The organism is Testudinibacter crocodili (genome assembly GCF_006228025.1).
Lineage (GTDB): Bacteria > Pseudomonadota > Gammaproteobacteria > Enterobacterales > Pasteurellaceae > Chelonobacter.
The window spans coordinates 1-18,418 of the sequence record NZ_VDHF01000031.1 but is presented as its reverse complement, the minus strand read 5'-3'; the positions used below and the strand labels follow the sequence as shown (position 1 = coordinate 18,418).

The following is an 18,418-nucleotide window of genomic DNA, read 5'->3' as shown; positions in this document are numbered from 1 at the left end:
CCATAGTAGTATTCTTATAGAGAGGCTCATCAACTAACGTTTCATCAAAAAGTGCATCGAAATTACTGCAATCTATAGGATAAAAAAAAGTAAAATCTTTTATAATACAATCTTTTTGTGTACCAAGATAATTAATAACGCGAGTTAGTGCCGGTGGTCCAGCCGTCTCGCCCCATCCAACTTGCTCACTATTATTTATTAACTTCTTAAAAATTTTTTTCCTTTTTATTCTTCTTGTATCATAAGGCTTTATTTTATTAGGATTTAATGCACAGTCTAACATTTCTAGTACGATCGGATGCTGAGGAGGAAATTTTAAAAATGCACAATTAAATGAATTATTCGACTGTTTACCAACAATAGCTTCTTCTTTAAATTCAAACGGATGAATACAAAGCATGTCTGTATCACAGTAGCAGCCTCCTTTTACTGCCAATAATTTCCAACGAAAAAGATCGGCAAACGCAGCATAAGATCCTTTGTGTAAAAAAATCTGTTCTTTAGGAACAACCTCATTAGCGTCAAAGCATAAAACATCTTTGGGTAATCCCGCAATCTGACTATATGCATATAAATGAACAGAATGTCCATTAGCAATAAACGACTGCATACAAAGATACTCTAATCGGCTTATGGAGTCTCCAATCCACACCATTTGAACAGGATCTTTATTCATTTTAATTTTCCTTAGCGTATTCTCCAATAATAAAATAATATCATATAACTAAGAATCTGAATATTCTCTATTTTATAAAAAAACCGCACTTTACTTTTTAAGTATTAATAAGCAAAGTACGGTTACTATTAAAAACCAGAGAATAAAGAACTACTTACCACTATCCCCATAGTTACCCAACACACGGGCGCTTGGGTCGTTGACGTTGCAGCCTTGCCATGTTTTGTTTGGCATCCAGAAGTCTTTGATCCAGCTGGCATTGCCAGGATAGAATTTTTCAAAAATATCTCGATACAATAAGGATTCTTTGGTAAATGGTGTTCCATGCGGGTATTTGTTTTTTGCCGCTAACACATCTTGCGCTGTATATTTTTCTTCGGCATAAGCTTTCAGGTAATCCACCATAGAATGCCCAACCGCATCGCTGAATGCGGCTTTTTCGCGCATTAAAATGCTGTCTGGCAGATAGTTCAACCCTTCAAAAGCATGGCGTAACAAATATTTGCCTTTGCCGTACACATTCATTTTCTTCTCAGGGTTGATACTCATCGCATAGTCGACAAAATCCAGATCACCGAACGGCACCCGTGCTTCGAGCGAATTCGCAGCTAAACAACGATCAGCACGCAGCACATCATACATATACAATTCACGGATCCGTTTTTGTGCTTCTTGTTGGAAGGCTTCAGCGTTGGGGGCAAAATCAGTATATTTATAACCAAAAATTTCATCGCTGACTTCACCAGTCAACAGTACTTTCAAATTGGTGTTTTCACGAATATATTTACACACCAAATACATACCGATGCTGGCACGAATGGTGGTGATATCCCAAGTCTCTAAATGCCAAATCACCTTTTCCAAACAACCTAGCACATCATCTTTGGTCATAATCACTTCGGTATGATCGGTGCCCAGAAAATCTGCCACTTCTTTGGCATATTTCAGATCAATCGGGTCGGTTTCCATACCCACCGCAAAAGTTTTAATCGGTTTCTTCAGGTTTTTTTGCGCAATCGCACACACTAGCGAGGAATCTAAGCCGCCACTCAGCAAAAAACCCAATGGCGCATCTGCATGTAAACGTTTGATCACCGCACTTTCCAATTTTTCGCGCAGATTTTTGGCAATTGTCGGGATATCGTGGTCATACACCATTTTGGGATCGGCAATATCATTGTATTGTGTAAACTTACCGTCTTTATAGTAATGTCCCGCTGGGAAAGGTTGCACTTCACGGCAAAATTCAACCAGCGCTTTAGCTTCTGAGGCAAATGCGATTTTACCACTTTGTTTATCATAGCCGTAAAACATCGGCCGGATGCCAATTGGATCGCGCGCCGCCATCACTTGGTCATGCTGTTTATCGAATAAAACCAATGCAAATTCAGCATCCAGCATTTTGACCATCACTTCAAAACCGACGCGTTCATACAGTGGAATCAGCACCTCGCAATCACTATCGGATTGAAACTCAAATTGGTCTTTTAGCAATTCTCGCAATGCTTCAAAATTATACACTTCGCCGTTACAGATCAGCTCATAACCGTTATGTTTGAACGGCTGATTGCCATTGTTGGAAAGATCCATAATGGACAGACGGTGGAAGCCCCATAAACCACTCTCTTCGCCGGTTAAACTTTGATTATCCGGCCCACGGTGAAAAATTTTATCATAACCACGCTTAAAATCTGTCGTTGACATTTGTTGCTCAGAGGCGAATACAAACCCACACATAGTTGCTACTCCATTTTTATGTTTATTTTTTCTGGTACAAATTTTTCGCCATCATACAACGAAATTTAGAAAAAAAACAACCTTTACCGCATTTTAATAGAGAAAAAAATAATGTAATCCGTAAAATACTAAATTTCATATAAAAATATCATCATTTTTTTAGTAAAAACAAAACCGCACTTTCTTTATGAGAAAAGTGCGGTTCTGGTCAAACGCAATAAGGGTTATTCCACCAAGAAGCAGGCTATTTTACTGCCGTCTGGATACTCACGCAGCGTAGGTTTCGCTTGAAAACAGCGAGGTTCTGCCAAGCGGCAGCGCCCACTGAAGGCACAACCTTGCGGCGGCTTGAGCGGGCTTGGCAATTCACCACTTAATTTAATCCGTTCGCGCCGTTTTTCTGGGGACAGACGTGGTGTTGCTGACAGCAAAGCTTGCGTGTAAGGATGGCGCGGATTGCTGAAAATCTGTTCGGTGGTACCCTGCTCCACACAGCGCCCCAAATACATCACGATCACCTCGTCAGCAATATGCTCTACCACGGATAAATCATGTGAAATAAAGATGTACGAAAGCCCCAGTTGATTTTGCAGATCCATCATCAAATTCAGCACTTGCGCCCGCACCGACACATCCAACGCCGAGACCGGTTCATCTGCCACCACAATATCCGGATTCAGAACTAAACCGCGCGCAATCGCAATCCGTTGCCGTTGTCCGCCAGAAAACATATGCGGATAACGATCATAAAATTCAGTACGCAGCCCAACTTGCGCCATAATCTCCAAAACCTTGGCTTTGCGCTGTTCCGCGGTTAAATCGGTGTTAATCAGCAGCGGCTCTTCCAAAATTGTGCCGACTTTTTTACGCGGGTTGAGTGACGCATACGGATTTTGAAACACAATTTGAATTTTTTGACGACGCAATTTTTTGATTTCATTATCATCCAGCAAAAAATTTTGTCCGTTATAATACAACTCTCCGTTGGTCGGCTCCTCAATCATGGTTAATAGCCGCGCCAATGTGGATTTTCCACAACCGGATTCGCCCACCACTGCCAGCGTTTTGCCTCTTTCCAAATTAAACGAAACGCCGTCCAATGCTTTCACTTGTTGGGTTTTAGAAAATAATCCTTTTTTCACTGGATAATATTTCTTGAGATCAACTCCCTTTAATAACGTATGTTCAGACATGAACCGGCTCTCCTTGGGCGTTTAATGGTGTGTGGCATTTCACCTGCCGATTAGCTAATTGATGCAAGTGCGGTTCTTCAAGTCGGCATTCCTCGGTTGCATAAGGACAACGTGGATTCAGCAAACAGCCAGTTGGGCGATCATATTTGCCCGGCACCACCCCCGGCAACGAATGCAAGCGGGATTTACCAACAGCAAACTCCGGCAATGATCGCAAAAGCGCTTGAGTATAAGGGTGTTTCGGAGTGGCGAAAATATCGACTGCCCGTCCTTCTTCCACCACTTGCCCGGCGTACATCACCAAAATCCGCTCAGCAGCTTCCGCCACCAATGCCAGATCATGAGTAATCAGAATCAACGCCATATTCTGCTTTTTCTGCAACTCCAGCAGCAGATCAATAATTTGCGCCTGAATAGTTACATCAAGTGCGGTCGTCGGTTCGTCAGCAATCAACAGTTTCGGACGACAGGCAATTGCCATTGCAATCATCACCCGCTGGCTCATGCCGCCAGACAACTGGTGCGGATATACTGACAAACGCGATTCCGGATCCGGAATGCCGACCTGAGTTAACAACTCAATGGTTCGTTGGCGACGGCTTTGGCGGCTACCGCCCTCATGCACTTTTAAGGCTTCCATAATCTGAAAGCCGACACTATATGCCGGGTTTAAGCTGGTCATCGGATCCTGAAAAATCATCGCTACTTCGGCGCCAACCAGTTCACGTTTTTTATTTTCCGAGATCGCCTGCAAATCATTGCCGTCAAAATTCAAACTCTCTGCATGCACTCGCCCCGGAAAATCGATCAGCCCCATAATCGCCAACGAGCTGACCGATTTCCCCGAACCAGATTCCCCGACAATGCCCAACACTTCGCCTTGTTTGATTTGATAGCTGATCCGATCCACCGCTTTAAACGGGGTTTTCTCATCACCAAAATGCACCGAAAGCTGATTAATTTCTAATAATGACATTCTCATCAGCTCCTTATTGTTTTAATTTCGGATCAAGGGCGTCACGCAAACCGTCACCCATTAAATTGAATGCCAACACCGTCAGCAAAATCGCCAAACCGGGGAAAGTGACCACCCACCACGCCCGTTGCACAAACTGCAACGCTTCAGCAAGCATCGCCCCCCATTCCGGAGTAGGCGGTTGTGCGCCGATACCCAAAAAGCCCAACGCTGCCATATCCAAAATCGCATTGGAAAAACCCAGCGTAGTCTGCACTATTAACGGCGCCAAACAGTTGGGTAAAATAGTAATCAGCATCAAGCGAATCGGTCCGGCACCAGCAACACGCGAGGCAGTGACGTAATCACGATTCAGCTCATTAAGCACTGAAGCCCGGGTCAAACGCACATAGCTCGGCAGTGACACTAAAGCTATTGCAAAAGAGGCGTTCAATAATGAAGGTCCAAGAATCGCCACAATCGCAATGGCTAACAACAAGCTCGGTAGCGCCAGCATAATGTCAATCACACGCATGATAAAGATATCGATCCAGCCACCAAAATAACCGGAGATCAACCCTAACAACACACCGAAAACAAAAGACAGGCTCACGACCAGTAAACCAATAAACAATGACAAACGTGCGCCGTAAATCAAACGCGACAAAATATCCCGCCCCACATCATCGGTGCCGAGAATGTAACTCCAGCTACCGCCTTCCATCCACGCTGGCGGCATCAACAATGCATCACGCGCCTGTGCAATCGGATCATGTGGTGACACCACATTCGCCAACAGGCTAACCGCAAAAATAAAAATAATATAACTTAACCCAACAACAGCCCCTTTACTATGGCTGAAGTGCGACCAAAACTCGGCAATCGGTCCTTTTGGTGCAGGTATCGCTTGAATTTGAACAGTCTCTGACATAATTTCCTCTATTCAGTCGTACAACAGTACTATTTACGATGACGAATACGAGGATTTAAAATCCCGTAAAGCAGATCAACAAACAGATTTACCAGAATAATAATGGTGGCGATAATCAACACCGCTCCCTGCACAACTGGATAATCGCGCGCACGAATCGCCTCGATCACCCATTTACCGATGCCCGGCCAAGCAAAAATCGTTTCCGTCAGAATTGCACCGGACAGCATCTGCCCGACAATCAACCCAACCACGGTCACCACCGGAATCAGTGCATTACGCAGTGCATGTACCACAATCACCCGCATTTTCGACAGCCCTTTGGCGCGAGCGGTGCGAATATAATCTTCACCCAGCACTTCCAACATTGAAGAACGGGTCATCCGAGAAATCACCGCCAGTGGAATTGTACCTAGCACAATTGATGGCAAAATTAGGTGTGATACGGCAGATTTAAAGGCACCTGGCTCATCAGAAAGCCAACTGTCGATTAACATAAAACCAGTGACATCATCAATCCAAAACTGTGCGCCGATTCGTCCGGATACCGGCGTCAGATCCAGTTGCACCGACATCACCAGCATCAGCAACAAGCCCCACCAAAAAATCGGCATCGAATAACCGGTCAATGACACTGCCATCACGCTGTGATCAAAAAATGAACCCCGCTTGACTGCGGCTAAAATACCGATTGGAATACCCAAAATCACCGCAAACAGAATTGCCATGGTGGTAAGTTCAATCGTAGCAGGAAACAGATTTAAAAACTCTTCGACAACCGGCTGGCTGTTTTTAAAAGAGATGCCAAGATCGCCTTTTGCCAGATCGCCGAGATAATTAAAATATTGCTGATAAAGCGGCAAATCCAAGCCCATTTGCTTCAGCATTTGCGCATGCATTTCCGGACTTAGCCCGCGCTCTCCCATCCGAATTTCAATCGGATCACCGGGAATAAAATGAATTAACGCAAAGGTCAACAAGGTGATTCCAATAAACGTTGGAATCACCATGAATATGCGTTTTAAAATAAACTGGAACATGAGGTTATCTCAAAATGTGTTACGACTATCCCACACTGCCACTACGCCATATTGCTGCGCAACATCGACTGATAGCAGCGGAAAAAAGAAAAACCGCACTTTTACCATAAAAGTGCGGTCAAATACAGTACTATTCTAATTCTAGGTTATAAAAATTATGTAAGCCGAACGGATCGATCACATAGTTTTTGACTTCTTTACGAACCGGCAGATAAGTTGTCGAGTGAGCAATCGTAATCCACGGTGCTTGCTCTTTGAAGATCACTTGTGCCTGTTTATACAACTCGCTGCGTTTTTCTTGGTCAGTGACCAACACCGCTTGTTTGATTAAATCGTCAAACGGCTTGTAGCACCATTTCGCATAGTTGGAGCCTTGCTCCGCAGAAGCACAGCTTAACAACGTCCCCAAGAAATTATCCGGATCACCGTTATCACCGGTCCAGCCCATCATGCCGCTCGGATCATCGCCTTTTTTCATGCGCTGCAAATATTCACCCCATTCATAGCTGACAATCTTCGCTTTCACACCGACCGCTGCCCAGTCAGCCTGCACTAATTCCGCCATGCGGCGAGCATTAGGATTGTACGGACGAGACACCGGCATTGCCCACAATTCGGTTTCAAATCCGTTTGCAAAACCTGCTTCAGCCAACAGCGCTTTAGCTTTGGCTGGATCATAAGTATAATCTACCACTTCGTCATTATAGCCCCACATAGTCGGCGGCATCGGGTTTTTGGCTTTTGTCGCTGCGCCCAAATAAACGGCATCAATAATCGCATCTTTATTAACCGCATAATTCAGTGCCTGCCGCACTTTGTGATTGTCGAACGGCGCTTTCTGTACGTTAAAGTGCAGATAACCGACATTTAAACCGGCTTCTTCCATTAAGTTAATGGCGCTATCCTTCTTCATTGCTTCCAAATCAGCCGGATTTGGATATGGCATAATATGACATTCGCCTTTTTGCAATTTGGCATAGCGCACTGACGCATCCGGCGTAATCGCAAACACTAAGCGATCAATTTTTGAGCGCCCTTTCCAATAATGATCAAAGGCTTTATAGCGGATCGTAGCATCTTTTTGGTAATTGACCAATTCAAACGGACCTGTGCCGATAGGGTCTTGATCGATTTTTTCCGGCGTGCCTGCTTTCAACATATTCTCAGCATATTCTGCAGACAGAATACCGGCAAAGTCCATCGCAATGTTAGCTAAAAAGGGAGCATTCGGTTGTTTTAAATAAATTTTAACCGTGTAGTCGTCAACTTTTTCAAGCTTATCAAGAATATTCGGCATATCCATTCCGACAAAATATTCATAGCCCAAATTTGAGACTTTATGATATGGATTATTCGGATTTAGTTGGCGATCAAACGAGAAAATCACATCATCGGCATTAAAATCTCGGCTCGGTTTAAAATGTTTATTCGATTGGAATTTAACCCCTTTACGCAGATAAAATGTATAGGTTTTACCGTCTTCAGAAACATCCCATTTTTCGGCTAATGACGGCTGCACCGTGGTCTTACCCCGTTCAAACTCGGTTAAGCGGTTAAACATCGCCTGCCCACTAGCATCTAACGAGGCTCCATCCGTCACTAACTGCGGATTAAATGCGGTTGGCGACGCTTCCGAGCAATATACCAAGGTTTTGGTTTCGGCGGCTGCCGAGAAAGAGACAGACAAAGCAGAGACAGATAAAGCAATCGCCGTCAGCGATAAAGTAGTCAATTGTTTCATTCCTACACTCCGTTATTTAACGTTATTAAAATATAAGCCGTTTATCATTATTTACAGCACCAAAGCAACAGTGACTTTATAGTTAATACCACCAATTACGCCATTTCACAAGATATAAATTGACTATTTTTATCAAAACTTAGAGATTTATCAATTTTTTAGCATAATATTTAAAAAAGATAAAAAAATAGTGGCAAGATTTCCTGCCACTATTTGATTTGAAATGCCGTCACTCAACGAAAAGTGCGGTATTAATCCGCTAGTTTCACGCCATAAAATGCGCTATAGCCAAACGGACTTTGTTTGTAATCGCGTACACGCAGGCTCAATGGCGTAACCGTAATCGAATGTGCCACCGTAATCCACGGTGCTTGCTCTTTGGCGATCACTTGTGCCTGTTCGTATAAACCAATACGTTGGGTTTTATCCGATAAAGTCGCTGCTTGCTTAATCAAGCCATTAAACTCAGAGTGACACCAACGGGCATAGTTGCTGTGCCCAACGCTGTCACAGCCCAACAACGGGGTTAAGAAATTGTCCGGATCACCATTATCGCCCGACCAACCGTAAATACCGGCTGTCAACAACCCTTCTTTGGTACGCTTAATGTAATCGCCCCACTCGTAGCTGACCAACTCGGCTTTCACGCCGATTTTCGCCCAGTCACTTTGTAAGATTTCTGCTAAGCGACGCGGATTCGGATTAGAATTACGCACCACCGGCTGCACCCACAACTGGGTTTCAAAACCATTCGGATAGCCGGCTTCTGCCAACAACTGCTTGGCTTTTTCCAAGTCATACGGATAATCTTTGACTTCGGTGTTATAGCCCCAAATCGTCGGTGGCAATGGGTTCACTGCCGGTACGCCGGCGCCCTGATACACCACTTTGATGATGGTGTCTTTATCCGCCGCCATATTTAACGCCTGCCGCACTTTTACATTGTCAAACGGTGCTTTTTCAGTGTTAAACGCAATATACGCGACATTCAAGCCTTCCTGCGACATCAGTTGAATCTTCGGATCGGTTTTCATTTTGTCCAAATCGGCACTGTTCGGGAAATCCATCATATCGCACGCCCCGGTTTGCAATTTGGCATAGCGTGCGGTTGCATCCGGTGTGATGCTGAAAATCAGGCGCTTAATTGGCGCTTCGCCTTTCCAGTAATCTTTATTTGCCAAGAAACGCACAGCTTGATCGAGCTGATAGCCGGCAAACACAAACGGCCCGGTGCCGATCGGGGTGGTGTCAATTGTTTCCGGTTTGCCCGCCGCTAGCATTTTATCAGCGTATTCTTGCGAATAGATCGAGATGAAATCCATGCCTAAACTGGATAAAAACGGCGAATCCGGATAATTCAGCGTGATTTTCACGGTGTAATCATCGACTTTTTCAACAGATTTCAACAATTTTTGGAAATTCATTGAATTAAAATACGGATAGGTGCCATTGGAGACATTATGATAAGGATGGTTTGGATCCAGTTGACGTTGGAATGAGAAAATCACATCATCAGCATTGAAATTGCGGCTCGGAGTAAATTCCTTATTGGAATGAAATTTTACGCCTTTGCGCAGATGGAAAGTATATTGCAAACCATCTTCGCTGATCTCCCAGCGCTCCGCCAAACCCGGCTCCAAGTCGGTGCTGCCACGCACAAATTCAACCAAGCGGTTATACACTTGTTGTGAACTGGCGTTATACGAAATCCCATCCATCACTAAAGCCGGGCTGAAGCCGGTCGGCGCGCGGCTGGTGCAGTTGATAAAAGTGTCTTTGTCAGCCGCTTGCGCCATGGTGGTCAGTCCCAGCAAAAGTGCGGTCACAGAAAGGGTATTGCGTAAAGTAATGCGTAATGTCATATTGCCCCCAAAATGATTAATAAAAAATAACATTTCCGTCAAGATACAACGGTGTGGTGAACTTGCAAAGATCAAAATCATCTGGATTATAACCAAATCATCTAATTATGCCTACGAGGCGCTAAAAATAATTTACCCCTCACGTCGGCTCATGTTTTCGCCATCGTGAGCTTGTAGTTTTAACAAAACGATAATTTGAAGAATCCCGATTGTCGCCACGGTAAAAAAGGTGTAGCTGAACGCCTGCGCCACGGCATTGGGCGGCAGCAAGGTACGATAAATATTGAGCACCACCGCAGCAAAGGCGATTCCCAGCCCCAGCCCGACCTGCTGTGTCACACTCAGTAAAGTGCTGCCTTCACTATTGTTTTCTTCGGAAAACTCACTGATAGTCAAGGTGTTGGTTGCAGTAAACAGCAGTGACATCGTACAACCGTACAATACCAAAGGCGGTAACAGCCACCACAGCGACCAGCTTGGCTGCATTAAGCCAAAGCAAACAATACTGCCACACAGTAGAACCGTTGCCGCAATCAACGTCTTTTTATAGCCAAAACGATTTAACCAGCTACGAATCAACGGCTTACACAGAATCGAACTCAAGGCGATCGGGGTCAACATCCAGCCCGCCACATCTGCCGGATAGCCATACGCAACTTGCAACATCAACGGCAATAAAAACGGCGCACCTGAGCCGCACAAGCGTAAAATTAAGTTAACTTGAGTACCAATACTAAAAGTGCGGTATTGAAACAACGAGAAACCCAACAATGGCTGCGGCACTTTGCACGCATAATAGTAATATCCACCAAACAAACCAAACCCCAGCAGCAAAATCAAGATTGCTGACAGCAGCGAAAATGCGCGGCTGCCGATCATATCCAGCCCCAAGGTCACGCCTGCCAATGCGCCACCAAACAACAAAAAACCCAGCCAATCCAAACGAAATATTTTACCGGTCAGATTCGGCATATAGCGCCCACACAGCAAAAATCCAACGACACCGATCGGAATATTAATCAGGAAAATCCAATGCCAGCTGGCATAAGTCACCAACCAGCCGCCAAGCACCGGCCCCATAATCGGTCCGATTAACCCTGCCATCACCATCATATTCCATACCGACAGCACTTCATGACGTGGCACACTCTTGATAATTGACAAACGGGCAACCGGCATCATCAGCGCACCACCTGCGCCTTGCAACACCCTAAACGCCACCAAACTGTTTAAATCGCCAGCAAACGAGCAACAAATCGAACCGAGGGTAAACACCACAATCGCCGCACGAAACACCACCAACGTGCCGAAGCGATCCGCCAGCCAACCGCTTAACGGAATCAACAACGCCACCGTCAACGCATAACTGATCACCGCCAATTGCATTTCCAGCGGCGACTCCTGCAAATCGGCAGCAATACTTGGCAAGGCAGTGTTCAAAATGGTGGCATCGAGAGTTTGCATAAAAAGTGCGGTCGACGCCACCCAAGCTAAGCCATAATAATTGTTACTCATGCGCTGGCAACCAAGCCGCGATAAAATCAGCGATCTGCTCAACGGCATTCAAATCCAAACGGGGAATATCAGCCTGCCAAACCCCATCCTGACAGGGGTAATCCGTTGCGACCGCCAATACCTGTTCATCTATTTCAGGAAACGGTTTGCCGACGGCTTGACGGTGCAACAAAATTTTCGGCAATGGTTCGTGTTTGAAACCTTCAACCAGCACCAAATCGTTTAAATCCGGATCAAGCTGGCGTGCTAAGTAGTCCAACGAAACCGCCCTTGCTGTTTCCGTCATCATCGCCCAACGCTGATCGCACGTCACAGCCACCTGCGAAGCCCCGGCTTGGGTCATGCGCCAACTGTCTTTGCCGGGTTTGTCAGTATGCAGATCGTGGTGGGTATGTTTAATCACCGCCACGCGCAGCCCTTTTTGTTGCAAGTGCGGTAACAGTTTTTCCAGTAATGTTGTTTTGCCGCTGCCGCTATAACCGCTGATCCCCAACATCGTCAACGGTGATTTTGCCGTTTCTGGGCAATGGTTGATTTCTGCCAACTGTGCCAGATAGTTGATATTGGCAAATGTCTGCGCCTGATCGCTAAAGTCTGCCACCGCATAGCGTTGTTGTTGCATAAAATCGCGCACTTTGCGTCCGCCCGCTAACAAGTAACGCTGCAATGGCTCGATCAATTTTTTATTCAGCAGAGCAAATGTAGGGTGTTCCCGTTCGCCGTCGCTCGCATAAGCCAGATCCGCCTGTGTTTGCTGCACAGTTTGCAGCAGACGCTCCGCTAAATCCAGCGGCAAAAATGGCGTATCACACGGCACAAACAGTACCCATTGTGCTGCGCTCTGCTTCAGCCCGCTCAACATACCACTCAACGGGCCTAAAAAACCGTCCAACTCATCGATAAACACCGGCAGACCGCACTTTAGATAACTTTCTTGATGGCGATTGGCATTAATTAAAATCTGCGGTACTTGCCGCTGCAAGCGTGCTTTGACGTGCATAAACAGCGGTTTCCCCTGTAGCTTCTGCAAGCCTTTATCTGCCCCTTGCATCCGCCGCGACAAGCCGCCGCACAAAATCACTGCACTGATTTGTTGTTCCATTTAAACTCTCTTTCTCCAAACTATCGGACTGTTGTTCTTTGTTTATAAACGGTTGCAATTATGCTTTTCTTTGCTATCATCGCACAAATTAAAATCGAAACAAACTGATTAGGATCTGTTATGAAATGTCATCGTCTTAACGAAGTGTTGGAATTGATTCAACCACACTGGTCACAAGAGCCGGATCTCAGCTTATTGCAATTTTTACAGAAAATTGCTGCTGAAGCCGGATTCGACAAACCGATTGCCGAATTGAGTGATGAAGTGATTATCTATCACCTGAAAATGCGTGGCAGCGATAAACACGAGCCCATTCCGGGCATTAAAAAAGACTATGAAGACGATTTTAAAACCGCACTTTTAAAAGCGCGGGGCATCATTAAGTAAACAACTGATATTAGGATAGTTATGAAAAAACTTTTATTTATTTTAACCGCACTTTTGAGTATTAATATCGCACAAGCTGCTGATTTTGTCCCACAGGAAGGCAAACAATTCATCACCGTGACGCAACCTGCCAGTGTTGATAAAGAAGTGATCGAATTTTTCTCGTTCTACTGCCCACACTGTGCCAATTTCCAAATGGAATATAAAATTCCGCAAGCGATTCAAGCAAAAATGCCACAAGGCACTCACTTTGTGAAATACCATGTCAACTTCTTGGGGCGTGCATCCGAAGAATTGACCCGTGCTTGGGCATTTGCGATGGCAACCAACAGCACTGAATTAGTGGAAGATGCATTATTTGAAGCGGCACAAAGTAACCGTATCAGCTCTATGGCGGATATCCGTAAAATTTTTATCGACAAAGGCATCACTGCCGAACAGTTTGATAACGGCATCAACAGTTTTGCCGTCAACGGCCTAGTCAACAAGCAAATCAACGCACTGGAACAATACCAAGTGAAAGGCGTACCGGCATTTTTTGTCAACGGCAATAAACAAATCGACATGGGTGGCTTCAGCGACTCAAGCAGTGTGCAGCAATTTGTCGACAACTACACCGCAACCGTTTTATATCTGTTAAATCACTAATCTATTGACTTTTTTGTCAATAATATTTTCATCACGCCTGTTAGGATCACTGACAGGCGTTTTTATTGTGGATAATTTTTTTCAAAATCCGGCTGTTTCCACAAAAAAATATTGACTTATTTTTATGAATTGATTTAATGCTTGCCGAATTATCTTAGTCTTATAGAGGAACCATTATGGCCGAAAGTTTTAGCGTAACCCGTCGTTTTTTCGATGATAAAAATTACCCGCGCGGATTCTCCCGTCACGGCGACTACACCATTCGTGAATCTGATACTCTGGAAAAATACGGGCAAGCATTTATCGAGTTGGATCTGGGCAACCGCTCCCCAAGCACCGCTGAAGAAAAACAGTTTGTTGCCGTTTGCCGCCTAGAGCGCGAGCCGGAAACTTTTTTTGAAAAAACCTGGTGTAAATATCGCTCACGCATCTCCAGCGTAAAACGGGTATACACGCTTTCAGGACTGGCTGGCAGCGAACCTGTCGATGATTACAGCAACAACGACTAATTCGCAACCAGCCTAACGCTACGGCGCATTTCTCTATGCGCCGCTGTTCTCTTCTAGATCTATTCTGCTGTGGCATAAAAAATGCTACACTAACCGCACTTTACTATTTAACGACCCATTTGCTACCTATTTATGCCAAACCCATCTTTCACGATCTCAGATTATCCACAACTGTTAGCCGCCAAACAGCAAAAACTGACTGAACTGCTTGCCCCTTTCGACGCTCCGCCGCTAGAGGTATTTGCTTCCGAGCCGGAATATTACCGAATGCGTGCCGAATTTCGAATTTGGCATGATAAGGGCGATCTGTACCACATCATGTTTAATCCGCAAACCAAGCAGCGCTATCGTGTTGATCATTTTCCGGTTGCCAGTCGCTTAATCAACCGCATGATGGCAGCAATCATTCCATTGTTGCAATCCATGCCGCTCTTAGCGCACAAGCTGTTTCAGATTGATTATCTCAGTACTTGCAGTGACAAAATCATTGTCAGTTTGCTGTATCACAAAAAGCTGGACGAACAGTGGCAGCAGCAGGCGCACATTTTACGCCAACATTTGCAGCAACAAGGGTTTGATCTGCAATTAATCGGCAGAGCCAGCAAGCAGAAAATCTGCTTAGATCAAGAATATATCGATGAAGTGCTGACGATTAACGGCCATGATTACACCTATCGCCAAGTGGAAAACAGCTTCACCCAGCCAAATGCCAGAATGAATATTAAGATGATCGAATGGGCACTGTCCTGCACGGCTGACAGCCAAGGGGATTTATTGGAATTGTATTGCGGCAACGGCAATTTTTCGGTAGCGTTGGCACAAAATTTCCGCAAGGTGCTGGCGACCGAAATTGCCAAACCATCCGTTGCAGCGGCGCAATTCAATATCGAAAAGAACCACATCGACAATTTACAAATTATTCGGATGTCCGCCGAAGAATTTACCCAAGCAATTAACGGCGTGCGCCAATTTAACCGCCTGCAAGGCATTGATCTACATGATTATCAGTGTGAAACCATTTTAGTTGATCCACCGCGTGCCGGGTTGGATAACGAAACAGTAAAAATGGTACAGCAATATCCTCAAATCTTGTACATCTCTTGTAACCCGCATACCCTGTGCGACAATTTGCAAACCCTATGCCAAAGCCACCGTATTGAACGTGCGGCATTGTTTGATCAATTTCCTTACACCGAACATATGGAAAGTGCGGTTTGGTTGGTTAAGACCCGATGAGTATCCAATTATTATGCGAAGATCCGGCTAAGCTAGTCGAGTTTGACCGCACTTGTGCCGCATTAAATTTGACTGACGAACCTGAAGCGATTTTAGCCTTAGTACAAACCACCGAACGTTTGGAATTGCGCAAACTGGACGAACCGAAATTAGGTGCAGTTGCGGTGGATTTTATCAGTGGCACCATGGCGCACCGACGTAAATTTGGTGGTGGGCGCGGCGAAGCCGTTGCCAAAGCGGTCGGCATCAAAAAAGACTATTTACCGACCGTGATCGACGCCACCGCCGGTTTGGGACGAGATGCCTTTGTGTTGGCAGCAATCGGTTGCAAAGTGCGGTTGATCGAGCGCCACCCGGTGGTGTTTGCCTTGCTGCAAGACGGCTTACAGCGCGCTTATCAAGATACGGAAATCGGAGAATGGTTACAGAACCGAATGCAGCTGCTATCCATTACTAATCTGACCGCACTTTCACCGATTCAGGATTGCGCTGATGTGGTTTATCTCGATCCGATGTATCCACATAAACAAAAAAGTGCCCTCGTCAAAAAAGAGATGCGGATTTTTCAGCATTTAGTCGGAGCTGATTTGGATGCGGATCAACTGCTTCCGTCTGCACTGCAACTGGCACGCAAGCGCGTAGTAGTCAAGCGCCCCGACTACGCCCCGTTTTTAGCCCAACAAAAACCGCACTTTAGCCAAACCACCAAAAATCACCGCTTTGATGTGTATATGGGTTTAAGATAAAATAGGATTAATCTAGACTGACACGGCTGATTCATAGCAGCAAAACTTAGTTAGCCGAGATCACCACACGGCGATTTGGACGCAGGCAATCACGCAATGCTTGTCCTTGTTCCGCGTCACACGCCACCACTTGATCCGCTTTGCCGTGTCCGACCGCTGTGACCGCACTTGCCGCAAATCCTTTGGAAACCAGATAGGCTTTCACCGCTTCAGCACGTCTTTGCGACAACACTTGATTGTAGCTGTCTGAACCTAAACGATCGGTATAGCCGTCAACTGTCAGTGCTTTGCTGCCACTCGCATTTAAACCACGTGCCACCTCATCAATCACTGATTTGCCTTTGGCGCTCAAGGTCGCCGAGTCAAAATCAAACAAGAAGTCGCCTGACAGTTCATACTGGTTGTTACAGCCGGTTGGTTTCCAGAAAAACGATTGGGCGTTCATGTCTTTGTCGAACAACACTTTGTATTGACAAATTTTATGTTCACCGTTTTGACGATAGTTGAACACATAATCCCATTCACGCACCGCAAACAAGCCTTCGCTAAAGTGCGGCCTGCCGATCAGATAATACAGTTGATCTTTGTTCATACCTTTTTCGATCATGCGCACGTTATCCCAGTTCGGCCAAATGCCATACTGCGAACCGCTGAAATTCACCCCGGCATCTTCCACTTTCGGCCACACCGGTTGATCAGTCGTGCCATCGGATTTAACATCGCTCAAACGACAGCCCGCTAATGCCATTACCACAGCCAGCGGCAATAAATATTTTGTCACTTTTTTCATTCAATATTCTCCACTTATTATTGAGTGAGAACCGCACTTTTACCTATTAAGCAAAGTGCGGTCAGGTTTATTACCACTGATAACCAACACCAACACCACCGCTGACATCACCGCGGCTATTATGCGAGGCATTTAATTTGATAATCACTTTTCCATTATCGGAAATTCGTGATACCCCTAACGCCACCGCATTTTGCGATTTATGCGCACCGCCAGCAACAGCAACCATCGAATGTCCCGGTAGGTAGGCTTGCGGCAAGCTCGCCATCGCTGCTGCCGTTGCACCGACGCCGTCAATATCTTTGGCTAAACCGTCAACACGATTATTGATGTTATTGATCGTCTGGTTGGTTGCATGCAACTGGCTACCATTGACCGCTTGCTTCGATGTTGCCGAAATTTCACCGTCAGCAACGTTATTGATAGCTTGGTTGTTGGCATTGATACCATTGCTGTCAATATAGGTTGTATCACCCACTTTATAGCTATTGGCCGTCACAGTAGTAAAGGTTGGCGTATCACTGATTTTCACCTTGATGTTGCCTTTGCCATCAGACTCAGTGGTGATATTTTTGCCATCACCTTTAATATTAACTGTGCTGCCCAAGGTCGCTGCATATGCTGCGCCACTGTCTGCGCCGAAGGTAATCGGTTTAACCACCTCTTTATTCAAGGCATTCAATGCTGTGCCAACATCATTTGCTGTAGTGGTATTGCCATCGGTTTGTGTAATCACATAGCTTGGTGCCGTGACTTTACCGTCTTGGTCAACGGTTGAACCGCCGCCTAACGCATTGGCAACCGATTGCGCTGTGCCATGTAGCTGATTGCCGTTGATGGCGTCAGTTGAACCTGCGGCGACGTTACCATCAGCCACATTGGTGATCACCATTGGTTTTTCACTGACAATTTTCACTTTCGCCGGAGTTGCCGGCGTTAATGTAATGGTACCGTCAGAATTGGTTTGTGAACGGTAGAAGTTGCCACCAACATTGGTCAACGAATTTCCGTCTTGATCCACATACTCCATTGGTAAGCCAACCACATCAATTTCATAGCTATAGTTACCATTGGCATCCTTGCTGACTGCTGACGCCTTAGTGTTAGTACCGTGTTTCACTGTCACCGTTTCACCAGAAACCGCACTTGGGGCTTGAGCAGGATTTTTCTCTGCATCGCCATCTGTTGCTAGCTTCCATTCAGTCCCTGTGCCACTACCATCAGCTCCATCTTTACCGTCTTCGCCTTTCGGGCCTTGAGGACCAATCGGACCTTGCTCGCCGGTATCACCTTTCTCTCCTCGGATACCTTGTTCACCCTGAGCACCGGTGTCACCTTTCTCGCCTGGGA

17 protein-coding genes are annotated in these 18,418 nt (G+C 45.6%); 5 read left to right on the top strand and 12 right to left on the bottom strand.

The window, feature by feature from the left end:
- The 10 genes from FHQ23_RS03415 to mobA all read right to left on the bottom strand — a co-directional run.
- Window positions 1–676: glycosyltransferase (locus FHQ23_RS03415; protein ID WP_139613052.1), on the bottom strand; the 676-nt coding region annotated here is incomplete at its 3' end.
- Window positions 677–826: 150 nt separating this feature from the next.
- Window positions 827–2,413: an asparagine synthase B gene (gene asnB / locus FHQ23_RS03410; RefSeq protein ID WP_139613051.1), complete on the bottom strand. Its 1,587-nt coding sequence runs from the start codon at window positions 2,411–2,413 to the stop codon at window positions 827–829.
- A gap of 224 nt (window positions 2,414–2,637) precedes the next feature.
- Window positions 2,638–3,606, bottom strand: a complete 969-nt coding sequence (locus FHQ23_RS03405; RefSeq protein ID WP_139613050.1) for a peptide ABC transporter ATP-binding protein — start codon at window positions 3,604–3,606, stop codon at window positions 2,638–2,640.
- Window positions 3,599–4,582 (bottom strand): dipeptide ABC transporter ATP-binding protein, encoded by a 984-nt coding sequence (dppD, locus tag FHQ23_RS03400; RefSeq protein ID WP_139613049.1) that lies wholly within the window; start codon window positions 4,580–4,582, stop codon window positions 3,599–3,601. The genes FHQ23_RS03405 and dppD overlap by 8 nt, the downstream gene beginning before the upstream one ends.
- A 13-nt stretch (window positions 4,583–4,595) precedes the next feature.
- The gene (dppC, locus tag FHQ23_RS03395) at window positions 4,596–5,492 is read right to left on the bottom strand and encodes a dipeptide ABC transporter permease DppC (RefSeq protein WP_139613048.1); all 897 of its coding nucleotides are present in this window, start codon (window positions 5,490–5,492) and stop codon (window positions 4,596–4,598) included.
- Window positions 5,493–5,521: 29 nt separating this feature from the next.
- The gene (locus FHQ23_RS03390; RefSeq protein WP_139613047.1) at window positions 5,522–6,532 is read right to left on the bottom strand and encodes an ABC transporter permease subunit; all 1,011 of its coding nucleotides are present in this window, start codon (window positions 6,530–6,532) and stop codon (window positions 5,522–5,524) included.
- Window positions 6,533–6,662: 130 nt separating this feature from the next.
- Window positions 6,663–8,273, bottom strand: a complete 1,611-nt coding sequence (locus FHQ23_RS03385) for an ABC transporter substrate-binding protein (protein ID WP_139613046.1) — start codon at window positions 8,271–8,273, stop codon at window positions 6,663–6,665.
- Between the two features lie 251 nt (window positions 8,274–8,524).
- Window positions 8,525–10,069 (bottom strand): ABC transporter substrate-binding protein, encoded by a 1,545-nt coding sequence (locus tag FHQ23_RS03380; RefSeq protein WP_267963608.1) that lies wholly within the window; start codon window positions 10,067–10,069, stop codon window positions 8,525–8,527.
- 198 nt (window positions 10,070–10,267) lie between these two features.
- A complete protein-coding gene (locus FHQ23_RS03375) occupies window positions 10,268–11,650 on the bottom strand; it encodes a DHA2 family efflux MFS transporter permease subunit (protein ID WP_139613044.1) in 1,383 nt (460 codons plus the stop codon).
- A complete protein-coding gene (gene mobA, locus FHQ23_RS03370) occupies window positions 11,643–12,752 on the bottom strand; it encodes a molybdenum cofactor guanylyltransferase MobA (protein ID WP_139613043.1) in 1,110 nt (369 codons plus the stop codon). The genes FHQ23_RS03375 and mobA overlap by 8 nt, the downstream gene beginning before the upstream one ends.
- Window positions 12,753–12,872: 120 nt before the next feature.
- On the opposite strand from mobA, the gene FHQ23_RS03365 reads away from it, so the two are divergent.
- From FHQ23_RS03365 to FHQ23_RS03345, 5 genes are all read left to right on the top strand, one after another.
- Window positions 12,873–13,139: a YihD family protein gene (locus FHQ23_RS03365; protein ID WP_132964395.1), complete on the top strand. Its 267-nt coding sequence runs from the start codon at window positions 12,873–12,875 to the stop codon at window positions 13,137–13,139.
- A gap of 21 nt (window positions 13,140–13,160) precedes the next feature.
- Window positions 13,161–13,787, top strand: coding sequence for a thiol:disulfide interchange protein DsbA (gene dsbA / locus FHQ23_RS03360; RefSeq protein WP_139613042.1), 627 nt, complete (start codon window positions 13,161–13,163; stop codon window positions 13,785–13,787).
- 176 nt (window positions 13,788–13,963) lie between these two features.
- Window positions 13,964–14,296, top strand: coding sequence for a MaoP family protein (locus tag FHQ23_RS03355; RefSeq protein ID WP_139612252.1), 333 nt, complete (start codon window positions 13,964–13,966; stop codon window positions 14,294–14,296).
- Between the two features lie 132 nt (window positions 14,297–14,428).
- A complete protein-coding gene (gene trmA / locus FHQ23_RS03350; RefSeq protein ID WP_139613041.1) occupies window positions 14,429–15,532 on the top strand; it encodes a tRNA (uridine(54)-C5)-methyltransferase TrmA in 1,104 nt (367 codons plus the stop codon).
- Window positions 15,529–16,278, top strand: coding sequence for a class I SAM-dependent methyltransferase (locus tag FHQ23_RS03345; RefSeq protein ID WP_139613040.1), 750 nt, complete (start codon window positions 15,529–15,531; stop codon window positions 16,276–16,278). The genes trmA and FHQ23_RS03345 overlap by 4 nt, the downstream gene beginning before the upstream one ends.
- 46 nt (window positions 16,279–16,324) lie before the next feature.
- On the opposite strand, the gene FHQ23_RS03340 is transcribed toward FHQ23_RS03345, so the two are convergent.
- Together FHQ23_RS03340 and FHQ23_RS03335 are read right to left on the bottom strand one after the other, a co-directional pair.
- Window positions 16,325–17,068, bottom strand: a complete 744-nt coding sequence (locus tag FHQ23_RS03340; RefSeq protein ID WP_139613039.1) for an OmpA family protein — start codon at window positions 17,066–17,068, stop codon at window positions 16,325–16,327.
- A 70-nt stretch (window positions 17,069–17,138) separates the two neighbouring features.
- On the bottom strand, window positions 17,139–18,418 hold a 1,280-nt coding region (locus FHQ23_RS03335), incomplete at its 5' end, for a YadA-like family protein (RefSeq protein ID WP_176552240.1).